This window comes from Marinitoga sp. 1155, from assembly GCF_001021175.1.
Lineage (GTDB): Bacteria > Thermotogota > Thermotogae > Petrotogales > Petrotogaceae > Marinitoga.
Genome location: NZ_AZAX01000021.1, coordinates 25,978 through 37,539, shown reverse-complemented (window position 1 = coordinate 37,539; position 11,562 = coordinate 25,978). Strand labels below are relative to the sequence as shown.

Genomic DNA, 11,562 nt, shown 5'->3' with positions numbered 1-11,562 from the left:
CTATCACCTGTCAATATCTCTATGAAAAATAGATACATTTAGATTATTATCTTTTAGCAAGGTATAAATCTTTTCTGCTACATAAACAGATCTATGACGACCACCTGTACAACCTATTCCAATATTAATAGAAACTCTACCTGTTGATGAATACCATTTTTGAATTTTTAATATCAACTCAAAGATGGATTTTACAGTATCCTTTGATTCTTCAAAATGCTCTAAATAGTTTATAATATCTTTATCTTTTCCAGTTTGAATAAATAATTCTTTTATATAATAAGGATTGGGTAAAAACCTTACATCAAACAAATAATCTAAATCATTTGGAACAGAATATTTAAAACCAAAACTAATTATTTTTATTTTTGTGTCATTTTCTTTATTTTCTTCTAAAATTTCAAAAATTTTTTCTCTGAATTTTAAAGGTTCAAGATTTGTAGTATCTATAATAATATCTGAAATTTCCTTTATAGGTGTCATTAATTCAACTTCTTTATCTATAGCTTTTTCCAAAGAATTATTTTCATTTTGTAAAGGATGGGAACGTCTTGATTTCAAAAATCTAATCTTTATAGTTTCTACAGAAGAATCTAAAAACATAACTTTAAATTCATTATCTCCTTTTTTAAATGTCTTTCTAATCTTTATTATTTCATCTTTTAATCTTTTCGGATCTTTCCATCTAATATCACTAACAAAAGCAATATTTTCTATATCTGAACTTTTTAAAATCATAATTAGAAATTCTTTAATTAAATGCGGTGGAATATTATCTATAGTATAAAAGTTAATATCTTCTAAAATCTTTAATATTGTCGTTTTTCCAGCTCCAGATAACCCTGTAATTAATAAAATTTTTCTTTTCTTCACCATAAAACCACTTCACTTTCATCAAAAGCAAGAGATAAATATTTAACTTTATAATTCTTACGTAAAATTCTTTCTGAATTATATATGAATTTGGGTAAATTACCTGAAACAAAAAAAGTAATTTCTGGAGATGATTCATTAATTGGTATATAATTTTTTAATGAATCCACAATTCCGTTAGCAGGGTCTACTATCTCACCTTTTACCGCTTTTTTTATATGTTTTTCCAAAATCGGATAATGAGTGCAACCCAGAATAATTTTGTCATATTTTTTTTGTTTCCTCAAATAAAAGTTTACAATTGATTCTGCTATTGGTCCGTGCCATATTCCTTCTTCAATCAACGGTACAAATAAAGGACAGGCTATTTCACTTAATTTCACTCTTTTAGAAGCTAAAAGTTCTCTATAAGTTCCTGTTTTAACGGTGTTCTCGGTAGCCAATAGTAAAACCCTTTCATTCACATTTATCTGTTGAACAGCATTTTCCAATATACTGATATATTTGAATTTATAAACAGACATATCTATATAATTTCTTAAAATTATTGAATCAGAAGTATTGCATGCAGCAACAACAATGTCTATTCCGAGCTCATCGTAAAATCGAAATAGACTTTTCAAAATTGATACAATTTTTTTTATTGGTTTCGAGCCATAAGGTACATTCATGGTATCCCCGAAATAAAAATACTGGTGGCCTTTAAAGGTCTTGACCACCTTTTTCAATACGGTTAATCCACCTATACCTGAATCGAAAAAACCTATTTTCATAATTTACACACCACCAAACTACACTTTATTATGGGAGACAAAAGAGACTTTATCTATTAAATCTTTTAATCCGTTTTTTAATTCTAATTTTTCCAGATTTTCATTTAATAATAAAAACAACAGGATATGAACAAGATCAGGATTGTTCATTTTAGAATATATATCTTCAACATTCTTTTTTATGTTTTCTAAAATTTCATTTACAATTTCTTCAGGTTCATCTGTAATAAAATCGTATTTTTTTCCCATTAAATCAAAATATATATGTTTTTGTCCCTTGTCTCCCATAAAACTTCACCACCTGAAAATCACCATTTAGGTTCTTCTTGCGAATATGTTTCAGTAACAGATTCGTTACTAATAGATTCTTCTTGAGTTTCAAATAAATTTCCTTCAGAAGAATTGTCTTCGCCAAGGATTTCTTTTAATTTATAATTGATATCCTTGATATATTTTTCCATATCTTCTTCGTTTTTCTTTAATTCTTCAAGTTGGTTTTTTAATGCATCTCTTTCTCTTGAAAGATTTTCATATTCTGCATACAATTCTTCATTTTCTTTTTTTAAAGCCTCTTTTTCTTCTTTGAGTCTGTTGTACTTCTCAGTTAAATTGTTTATAATGTTTTCAAGTTCTTTTAAAAGTTCCATATTCATACCCCCTTGATCGTTATTCAATATTTTTTTCCACAAAAATATTAAATTTCCCTCTTTATTATATCATAAAAATTTCCATAAATCACGAATCTGTGTTATAATATTCTAAGAAAAATTTTATTCGGAGGTGAAGTTATTATGAATTTTTATAGTATAACAAATTTTTTATTTTTTGGTCCACCTGAAGCGGCAGCTCCTCAAACCACTACAGGAAGCGCTGCAACAACAGCTTCAGGAGGTATTTTTGGAATATTATTTCCGTTTGTATTAATTTTTGGTTTAATGTATTTTTTAATAATAATGCCACAAAAAAGGCAGGAAAAAAAGCATAGAGATATGCTCTCAAAACTAAAAAAGGATGATAAAATCTTAACACAATCAGGGATTATAGGAAAAATAGTGAATATTAATAATGATTTTGTCAGAATTAGAACTGCTGATAAAACAGAGTTGGATATTACCAAAAGTTCAATAGTTGCTATTTTATCTAAATCCAACAAAGAAGAAAATAAAAAGTAATATTCAAGGGGGTTGGTTTTGTGAAAGCACACAAAGTTAGAGTAATTATTTCTGTAGTAGTTATACTAACCGCATTATTGCTATTTTTTTGGCCATCAAAAACTGCAAGTGAAAATACTGGAATTTTTAAGTTCTTTTCGAACATTAAGCTTGGCCTGGATATCAAAGGCGGTAGTATGTTGGAATATAATATGAAACTTGATGAAGGTACAGATCCAAATGAAATTATAGATAATGTTATTCTTGTATTGAGAAAAAGATTAGATGCTGCAGGATACACTGAAGCAGTTGTATCAAAAATTGTTAGTGGAAATAAAATCAGAGTTCGTGTCGAAATACCTGGAATTACAGATATTGAAACTGCCGAAAAATTAATCGGAAGTAGAGGAAAACTCTTTTTCGCAGAAGTCGTTGATATACAAACATCCGATATAAAACCAGAAGTTAAAAGAAATAAATATGTGGTTATAAATGGAAAAAATGAACCTTTATATGATTATGTCAGAGATATGTATGATGAAACAACATGGTATAAAGTAAAAAAATATTTTACTTTCGGTAAAGAACCTTTTGAATTTACAGGAACAGAAGTAATAGATGCTAATGCTGATATAAACACAAGGGAAAAAGGATTTTTAGTTAATCTTAGGTTTAGCTCACAGGGAAGTAAAAAATTCGAATTAATAACTGGTAATTTGATTGGAAAAAGATTAGCTATTATTTTAGACAATAGAGTTATTATCGCTCCAACAGTTAATCAAAAAATCACAAGTAGCGCAGCTGAAATAACTGGTATTCAAACTATCGAAGAAGCACGAAATGTTGCTGCATTAATCAAAGCTGGTAATTTACCTGTCGATCTGGTTAAATTCCAGGAAAGAACAACAGGACCAACTTTAGGAAGAGATGTTGTTGAAACTATTGTAAAAGCCGGCTTGTTAGGATTGGTTGTTGTTATGATTTATATGATTATTTTCTATGGTTGGATGGGTGTAGTAGCAGATATTGCATTATTATTTAATTCAACTTTACTTCTTGGAGTATTGGCGGGAACACATGCGATTTTAACCTTACCTGGTCTAGCTGGTATTATTTTAACTTTTGGTACAACGGTTGATGGTAATGTTATTATTTATGAAAGGATAAAAGAAGAATTAAGACATGGTAGGCCTCCTTTAACAGCCGTTAGATTTGGTTTTGATAAAGCCTTCTGGACACTTTTTGATGCAAATCTGACAACCGTATTAGCGGGTGTTGTATTATATTACTTCGCAACAGGTACAGTAAGAGGTTTTGCAATAACATTGATTATAGGTGTTTTAGGAAGTATGTTTACAAATTTAGTTGTATCAAGAGCTATTCTTGAGTCCACAAGTCATCTAGTCAATGTTAAAAAATATCAAAAAGTGGCTGTTGAGGAGGGGAAAAAATGATCGATTTTGTAGGTAAAAGAAAATTTTTTATATTACTTTCATTATTGTTGGTAATTACAAGCTTGATTTTTGTTTTTACAAAAGGTTTTAATCTTGGTGTTGATTTTGCAGGCGGAACAGAATTTGTAATTTCTTCAGATAAAGAAGTAAGTATAAATGAAATTAGAAATATATTGAGCTCTATAAAATCCGATTATGCAACAGCAAAAATTGCAAAACTTAAAAATTTGAATGTTGAAAATTCTAAATTATTTCAATATTCTGTTGTTTTAAAAGAATCGTTATCCGGATCAACTGCTTTAAAAGAAAATTTAATTAATTCAATGAAAGAAAAATTTTCTGAAAAAAATATAAAAATAAACTTTTTAGAATTTAACGATGTTTCAGGTTATGCTGCTGAAGAAATAAAATCATATGCATGGTATGCTGTTATTATTTCATTAGTTTTATTATTAGCTTATATTACATTAAGGTTTAAATTTTCATTTGGTGTTGGTGCTATCTTAGCTTTAGCTCATGACATAATAATTACAATGGGATTTTACTCTATATTTAATATTGAAATAAATGTAGCGGCTATTGCAGCATTTTTGACTCTTGCTGGATATTCATTAAATGATACTATAGTTGTATATGATAAAATAAGAGAAAATATGAAAAAATTAAGAGGCAAGAAAAGTATAGAAGAAATTGTTAATACCAGTATCAATGAAGTTATAGTTAGATCAATTAATACATCATTTACAACATTTCTTGTAGTATTGCCAATTTTAATCTGGGGTGGAAAAGCCATAGCTCCATTTGCTTTCGGTTTAGCTGTGGGTGTTGTTGTTGGAACTTATTCCTCACTTTATATTGCAAGTCCAATTGTTATTGGCTGGATAAAAAAGACAAAAGTTTATTAATAAAAATTCCCTCTTTTGAGGGAATTTTTATTATTTTTTCAAAAAATAATTAGTAAAGATAATAATAAATATAAAATCAATTCTTTAACATACCTTATTTTTGTAGTAGAAGAATCTTTTTTATTATACATTGTCAATTAATAAAAAGAGGGCATAGCCCTCTTTTTATTTTATATTATCTTAATAATTGTAATACCTGTTGAGGTAACTGATTTGCCTGAGATAACATTGCAGTACCAGATTGCATAAGTATTTGTTGTCTTGTATAATCTGCCATAACCTTTGCCATATCTGCGTCTCTAATTCTTGATTCTGCAGCAGTTAAGTTTTCAGAAGCTACACCTAAGTTCTTAATTGTATGTTCAAGCCTGTTCTGTGCAGCACCTAACTTAGATCTAAATGCAGATACTTTATATACCGCAGCATCTATAGCACTTATTGCAAACTCAGCATTACTTTGAGAATCTATTTTAACTGCTGATGTAATACCAATATCATCTGCCTTCATACTTTCAAAACCAAGATTTATAACCTGTCCTTCATTTGCTCCTATATGATAATTTAATGGATTTACACCACTAGAACCTGCAGTAACAGCTCCAAACACTGCAACAGCTCCACCATCAACTTTTGTACCACTTGCTAAAGTTCCACCATAATCACTAATGTCGGCTAACTGATTTCCATCCCAAGAAATTTTAACACTACCGGCTCCAACATTAAGAACTACACTATTAGCAGCTTTTCCTGCCGCGCTTGTAACAAGAGAAGTACTCTTCCCGCCAGCAGTAATTATTGTTAATTTAATGTCAATATCTGAACTAGCCCCACCACTAAATTGTCCCACTTCAATAATAATATTAGCATCAGTATAAGTAGTTGATTCAAGACTTGTTGAAAAATGAGCTGAACCTGGAGATACTAATTTAGCTTCTGCATCTCTTGTTTCTTTTAATGAACCATCCAATAAATTCTTTGTGTTAAATTGTGTTGTCTTTGCTATTCTGTTGATTTCATCTCTTAATTCTGTGAATTCATTTTGCAGTTGAACTCTGTCTGCATCTGTGTTTGTATCTGTTGATGATTGAACAGCAAGCTCTCTCATACGCTTTAATATAGAATGTATTTCATCCATTCCACCTTCTGCTGTTTGAATCATCGAAATTGCATCTTGAGCATTTCTAACTGCTGTGTCAAGACCTTTAATCTGATTTCTCATTTTTTCCGAAATTGCCAATCCTGCTGCATCATCTGCTGCTCTGTTAATTCTCAAACCTGAGGAAAGTTTTTCTAAAGATTTCCCCATCTCACCTTTAACAGTGTTAAGCGTTCTCCATGCGTTTAAAGCTTCCATGTTGTGATAAATCCTCATAATTCCACCTCCATGTGAAATATTATTTGTTTTCAACCATTATTTATTTCGACTGTTTTTTTATATACTTTAATTATTAATTAAAAATAATCAAATCCTTTCAATTTATATATCGTTCATTATTTTAAAAACTTTAGAAAAATGGTATAATAAATACAAAGTGTTGAGAATGGGGGTGTTTTATGTTTCTGGATAATATATCTAAAGATACTGAAATTTTATGTTCTAACTTTAATTCTGTATTTTTAAAAGGTAGCGATATAGCGGTGTTAATAATACACGGTTTTACCGGTTCGCCTCATAATATGCAATATATTGGAAAAAGATTAAATAAAGCCGGGTATACTGTATATATTCCAAGATTACCAGGACATGGGACAAATTCAACTGATTTCCTCAATAGTACATGGAGAGATTGGTTAAGGCGAGTAGTTGATTCATATATTGAATTAAAAACAACATATAAAAAAGTGTATGTTTTGGGATTATCCATGGGGGGAGTATTAACCCTATTATTGGCTTCACAATTTAGTCCAGAAAAAATAGTGTTGGCAGCCCCAGCGATAGAAGCTACAGATTGGAGATTAAAGTTAACTCCAATATTAAAATTTTTCACAAAAAAAATCAAAAGAAAAAAAAGAGAATTATATAATGATGATTGTCTGAAAAAATTAGCTAAAGAATATTGGACTTACAATTTTCCTCCGAAAGGTGCTGATTTGTATAAATTACAAAAGTTAGCTAAAAAGAGGATGAATAAAGTAAAAAGTGACACTTTAATAATTGTCTCAAAAAAAGACAATACTGTTCCATTAAAGGTTAAAGATATAATAAAAAACAATATAAATTCTGATATTGTAAAGACAATAATTCTTGAAGAAAGCGGTCATGTTGTTGTAGATGATGTTGAAAAGGAAAAAGTAGCTGATGAAGTAATTAAATTTTTTATTTAAAATTTATTTAAAATTTATTTAAAATAAGAGGGATTTCCCTCTTATTTTAATTTATAATATTCTTCAAATAATTGTATTTTTGAAATCATTTTCCCCTTATTTTCTAAGGCATATGAATAAGCAATATTTCCTAAAAGCAAAACATCTTTTAATGATTTACCATCAAAAAGAGAACTGATAACAATACTTTTAAATGCACATTTTGCTTCAAACAAAAATTCTTTTTTTTGTGAAAAAGGTATAATTTCCCATGATTCTTCTGAAAATTCAAATTTTATTTTTCCATCTTTTTTAAATGTTACTTTATATAAATAATGTATATTATCTGTAAGTTTTATATTTTCATTTGTAAAAATAAAGTCTCCAAATATTTCTTTTTTTTCTGGAACAATCAAGCTTTCTTCAAAATCAAGAAATAAAAATTTACCCATTAATTTAATATTTCTGACTATATTTGTATCCCAATTTTGCAATATTAAATAAACACTCTTTACTTCTTTATATATATCAGCAAGTATATTTATAGAAGAATTGTAATCCAATTTTTCTATATTTCTAAAATCTTTATATACCAATTCTTCACCTTTATCTAAAATTTTTAAAACTCGTTTAGTTCCATAAGGTTGCCTTGAAAAAAAAAGATTTATTTCATTTTGTTCAAAATATCTGTTTATTAATTCTAAAAATTCATCATTCCCCAAAAAGTCAAAAATTACTGGATACAAACCTATTTTTTTTAAATGAATAGCTATTTTAGTTCCAATTCCATTCACAACTAAAGATATATGGGGAATATTCAGAATACTTTTTATAAATATTTCAATTCCACCTACAATTAATATATCATGATTTTTTTCTATTTCGAATATGGGAATCATTTTTTCTTTTATCTGAAATTGAATTCTCATAAAAATTCCTCCATTATTTTCTGTATCTGATGTTATACGAATTAGGATCATTCCAATTAAAATCAATATCTAAAATTATATTAAATTTTTTTTCTATTTCTTTTTTCTTTTCTTTGGTAAAATATCCGGAAAGATTATGATATACACTTATATAAACTTCTTTTATATTATGTTTCTTTTTCAGGTCATATAACGATTCCTCTAACTCCTTCAGAGCTTTTCTAAAAACAATTCTTGGAGATGCAATTTTACCTGTTCCCTGACAAACTGGACATTGAGTAAATAACAAAGCATCTATAGAAGGAGTGGTTCTCTTTCTGGATAGCTCTAATAATCCTAATCTGGTAAATCCAGAAATAGAAATTCTCGCTTTATCTTTTAATGTTTCTTCTCTAAATATATTTATTATTTCTTCTTTATGATAACTATCTTTCATATCTATAAAATCAATAAGTATTATACCTGCTATATTTCTAAGTCTAAGTTGTCTCGCGATTTCTTTTGCAGCTTCCAAATTCGTCTTAAATGAAGTATTTTCAACATTTTTTTCTAAAACATTACCTGCTGAATCAACATCAAACACTGTAAGAGCCTCTGTTTTATCAATAGTAATAATGCCACCACTTGGAAGTTCAATTTTCCGCGAAAAAAGATCATCCAATTGATTATAAATATCCGCCCATGCAAATGCATCTATATCAACTTTTCTAACTTTCAAATTAAAATATTCATTTTTTAAATTATTAAATTCTTTAAATAATTTAATATCATCAGTTATTATTTCATATGTATTGTTATTGAGTTTTTCCCTCAATATATACTGAATAAAGTCTTCATCTTCATATAATAATCTGGGTTTATTATATTTTTTTGCATTTTTAAGTATATCTTTCCATATCTTTTTCAAATTAATAAATTCATTTTTTATAGTTTCAAAATCCACATTTTCACAATTTGTTCTAAATATTATCCCTTCCCTTTCTGTTTCGATTAATATTTCTCCAATTTCTCTCAGTCTATCTTTTTCATTTGATGAATATATTTTTTTTGAAATGCCTATGCTATTTTCGCCAAACGGCATATATACAATATATCTTCCTGGTATATCTATTCTCATAGTTAATTGAGGACCTTTTCTGGAATTTCCATCTTTTTTTACCTGTACAATAATGAAAGAACCTCTTCGTAGAGAATTCGGATCAATTGTTGTATCCTTAAATCTTAAAAAACCATTTTTTTTAGTTCCTATATTAACAAAAAAAGACTCTAAAGCAGGAACTACATTTTCAATTCTACCTAAAAAAATCTTTCCGGATAATTTTCCAGCTTCTAAATCCTCGAAAAATATTTCCATTAATTTATTATCTTCCAGCACTGCCACGCGTATTTCTTCAGAATATGTGCTAAATACAAGAGATTTTTTCACAATATCACCCACATAAAATTTTTTTCATTATATTATATCACAAAATTTTTTTTAAAATTAAATATTTTTATATAATAGACGATAAGATAATGAGAACTTTCCAAGGAGGGGTGCATATGAAAAAGGATTTTGTATTATTTCTTATATTACTGCTATCTGGTTTCATTTTTTCTGAAACATATTATGTCATAGGAAATATGGTATATAAAGGCTCATCAAACTCCAACCAAACTGGATACGAACTTAAATATTTTTCACCGGAAAAAGAGATTCAGGAAATTTCAGACAAAAGAATCATAATTATAAAAGATGGAATAAAAGATTCAATAAATTCAATGTATCAAAAAGAAGGTAATATGAACATAAAATCTTCGGATGAAATAATTGTTGATGGAAATTTTATTAAAACAAAAACTACTCTTAAATTATTTGAAAAATCTCACCTATTTAAATATTTTATGCCTAAAGATTTCAAATATTGGAAAATTGGAGGAAGACAAGAAGGTACAAACTATATGGGCTTAGATACACTAAACAACACAATCTGGTATAAAATCCATAAAACGGGGTATTCAGAAAACACATTATATAAAGATTTCGAATTACCATATGGAATTAATTCTTTCGTAGATTTTTCTTCTGAAATAGCGGGATTGGTAACGAAAAGTAAGGTTTTACCAGAAAAAACATACAGCGCTGCAGGGATTATTTTTTCATTTTTAAATAAAGATAAAAAAAATATCGATAAATTTTCTTTTGTTTGGAGTTCATCTCAATATCCATTTAAAGAGCATGTTTGGATAAATCCTATGCCTTTAACTAATAATAGCGATTTTCATATCTCTTTTAATATTAAAGATATAACTGATAATAAAGATGTAAAATACATTAGAATAATCTTCTGGACTTTTGGCAGTGATCCTTATAAAACTTTAACAGCAAATTTATGGATAAGAAATGTTAAAATAAATCTATCAAAAGCAAAATGAGGCAATTAAATTGCCTCATTTGTTTTTTTATGATATAATATTAATAAACAAGATTTATATATGGAGGCGATATTATGAAGTTTTTTTTGGATACTGCAAATATTGAACAAATAAAGATTGCAATGAATTGGGGTATTATTGATGGAGTTACTACAAACCCAACCTTAGTTTCAAAAGAAGGTAATATAGATTTTGAAACAAGGGTAAAAGAAATTTGTAATGTTGTAAAAGGGCCTGTTAGTGCTGAAGTGACGTCAATGGATTATAAAAATATGGTAAAAGAAGCAAGACATTTAGCTTCATTAAGTGAATATGTTGTTGTAAAAATACCAATGACACAGGACGGTATAAAAGCTGTTAAAACTTTATCTTCCGAAAACATAAAAACAAATGTAACTCTTGTTTTCAGCCCACTTCAAGCTTTATTAGCCGCAAAAGCAGGGGCTACATATGTTAGTCCGTTTATTGGTAGAATTGATGATGTTGGAAATCAGGGACTTGATTTAATAGAAGAAATTATTCAAATCTATTATAATTATGATTTTGATACACAAATCATTGCTGCAAGTATCAGACATCCATATCATGTTGTTGAAGTAGCAAAAATGGGATGTGATGTTGCTACTATTCCTTTTAATGTATTAGAAAAATTATTTTTCCACCCTTTAACAGACAAAGGAATAAAAAGATTTAACGAAGATTGGAAGAAATATCTAGAATTAAAACATAAATAATTAAAAAATTTATTTAATACAAGA

The 11,562-nt window shown here is 28.0% G+C and carries 13 protein-coding genes; 6 read left to right on the top strand and 7 right to left on the bottom strand.

Annotated elements, in window-relative coordinates; translation table 11 throughout:
* Positions 1–3 precede the first annotated feature (3 nt).
* Genes rapZ through X274_RS07190 form a run of 4 tightly spaced genes read right to left on the bottom strand, consistent with a single transcriptional unit; the run spans position 4 to position 2,293 of the window.
* Positions 4–873 carry an RNase adapter RapZ gene (rapZ, locus tag X274_RS07205; RefSeq protein WP_052913234.1) on the bottom strand — a complete coding sequence of 290 codons (870 nt, stop codon included), beginning with the start codon at positions 871–873 and terminating at the stop codon, positions 4–6.
* Complete coding sequence (gene murI / locus X274_RS07200; protein ID WP_047266149.1) at positions 870–1,646, bottom strand: glutamate racemase; 777 nt, start codon at positions 1,644–1,646, stop codon at positions 870–872. The genes rapZ and murI overlap by 4 nt, the downstream gene beginning before the upstream one ends.
* Before the next feature lie 18 nt (positions 1,647–1,664).
* Complete coding sequence (locus X274_RS07195) at positions 1,665–1,934, bottom strand: hypothetical protein (RefSeq protein WP_047266148.1); 270 nt, start codon at positions 1,932–1,934, stop codon at positions 1,665–1,667.
* Positions 1,935–1,954: 20 nt separating this feature from the next.
* A complete protein-coding gene (locus tag X274_RS07190; protein WP_047266147.1) occupies positions 1,955–2,293 on the bottom strand; it encodes a hypothetical protein in 339 nt (112 codons plus the stop codon).
* A gap of 144 nt (positions 2,294–2,437) precedes the next feature.
* Here X274_RS07190 and yajC point away from each other — a divergent pair, with 144 nt between their 5' ends.
* From yajC to secF, 3 genes are read left to right on the top strand one after another with little or no spacing between them, the layout of a single operon-like run.
* On the top strand, positions 2,438–2,818 hold the full coding sequence (gene yajC, locus X274_RS07185) for a preprotein translocase subunit YajC (protein ID WP_047266146.1): 381 nt from the start codon (positions 2,438–2,440) through the stop codon (positions 2,816–2,818).
* Positions 2,819–2,838: 20 nt separating this feature from the next.
* On the top strand, positions 2,839–4,251 hold the full coding sequence (gene secD, locus X274_RS07180) for a protein translocase subunit SecD (RefSeq protein ID WP_047266145.1): 1,413 nt from the start codon (positions 2,839–2,841) through the stop codon (positions 4,249–4,251).
* The gene (gene secF, locus X274_RS07175; protein WP_047266144.1) at positions 4,248–5,156 is read left to right on the top strand and encodes a protein translocase subunit SecF; all 909 of its coding nucleotides are present in this window, start codon (positions 4,248–4,250) and stop codon (positions 5,154–5,156) included. Before secD ends, secF begins: the two co-directional genes overlap by 4 nt.
* Positions 5,157–5,331: 175 nt before the next feature.
* Here secF and X274_RS07170 read toward each other — a convergent pair whose 3' ends face one another.
* Entirely contained in the window at positions 5,332–6,528 is a 1,197-nt protein-coding gene (locus X274_RS07170; protein ID WP_047266143.1) for a flagellin N-terminal helical domain-containing protein, read from the bottom strand.
* A 182-nt stretch (positions 6,529–6,710) separates the two neighbouring features.
* On the opposite strand from X274_RS07170, the gene X274_RS07165 reads away from it, so the two are divergent.
* Positions 6,711–7,481 carry an alpha/beta hydrolase gene (locus tag X274_RS07165; protein WP_047266142.1) on the top strand — a complete coding sequence of 257 codons (771 nt, stop codon included), beginning with the start codon at positions 6,711–6,713 and terminating at the stop codon, positions 7,479–7,481.
* Between the two features lie 41 nt (positions 7,482–7,522).
* On the opposite strand, the gene X274_RS07160 is transcribed toward X274_RS07165, so the two are convergent.
* Together X274_RS07160 and X274_RS07155 are read right to left on the bottom strand one after the other, a co-directional pair.
* On the bottom strand, positions 7,523–8,389 hold the full coding sequence (locus X274_RS07160; RefSeq protein WP_047266141.1) for a hypothetical protein: 867 nt from the start codon (positions 8,387–8,389) through the stop codon (positions 7,523–7,525).
* 13 nt (positions 8,390–8,402) lie between these two features.
* Positions 8,403–9,815, bottom strand: coding sequence for an Rne/Rng family ribonuclease (locus X274_RS07155; protein WP_052913233.1), 1,413 nt, complete (start codon positions 9,813–9,815; stop codon positions 8,403–8,405).
* A 116-nt stretch (positions 9,816–9,931) separates the two neighbouring features.
* On the opposite strand from X274_RS07155, the gene X274_RS07150 reads away from it, so the two are divergent.
* Both X274_RS07150 and fsa read left to right on the top strand, forming a co-directional pair.
* Positions 9,932–10,804, top strand: a complete 873-nt coding sequence (locus tag X274_RS07150) for a hypothetical protein (RefSeq protein WP_047266140.1) — start codon at positions 9,932–9,934, stop codon at positions 10,802–10,804.
* Positions 10,805–10,878: 74 nt separating this feature from the next.
* On the top strand, positions 10,879–11,538 hold the full coding sequence (gene fsa / locus X274_RS07145) for a fructose-6-phosphate aldolase (protein ID WP_047266139.1): 660 nt from the start codon (positions 10,879–10,881) through the stop codon (positions 11,536–11,538).
* Positions 11,539–11,562: the final 24 nt, after the last annotated feature.

What these genes read in the sequence shown, in the direction of transcription:
- murI (WP_047266149.1), bottom strand. Translation starts at nt 1,646, where the DNA reads ATGAAAATAGGTTTTTTCGATTCAGGTATAGGTGGATTAACCGTATTG.
- X274_RS07195 (WP_047266148.1), bottom strand. Translation starts at nt 1,934, where the DNA reads ATGGGAGACAAGGGACAAAAACATATATATTTTGATTTAATGGGAAAA.
- X274_RS07190 (WP_047266147.1), bottom strand. Translation starts at nt 2,293, where the DNA reads ATGGAACTTTTAAAAGAACTTGAAAACATTATAAACAATTTAACTGAG.
- yajC (WP_047266146.1), top strand. Translation starts at nt 2,438, where the DNA reads ATGAATTTTTATAGTATAACAAATTTTTTATTTTTTGGTCCACCTGAA.
- secF (WP_047266144.1), top strand. Translation starts at nt 4,248, where the DNA reads ATGATCGATTTTGTAGGTAAAAGAAAATTTTTTATATTACTTTCATTA.
- X274_RS07170 (WP_047266143.1), bottom strand. Translation starts at nt 6,528, where the DNA reads ATGAGGATTTATCACAACATGGAAGCTTTAAACGCATGGAGAACGCTT.
- X274_RS07165 (WP_047266142.1), top strand. Translation starts at nt 6,711, where the DNA reads ATGTTTCTGGATAATATATCTAAAGATACTGAAATTTTATGTTCTAAC.
- X274_RS07160 (WP_047266141.1), bottom strand. Translation starts at nt 8,389, where the DNA reads ATGAGAATTCAATTTCAGATAAAAGAAAAAATGATTCCCATATTCGAA.
- X274_RS07150 (WP_047266140.1), top strand. Translation starts at nt 9,932, where the DNA reads ATGAAAAAGGATTTTGTATTATTTCTTATATTACTGCTATCTGGTTTC.
- fsa (WP_047266139.1), top strand. Translation starts at nt 10,879, where the DNA reads ATGAAGTTTTTTTTGGATACTGCAAATATTGAACAAATAAAGATTGCA.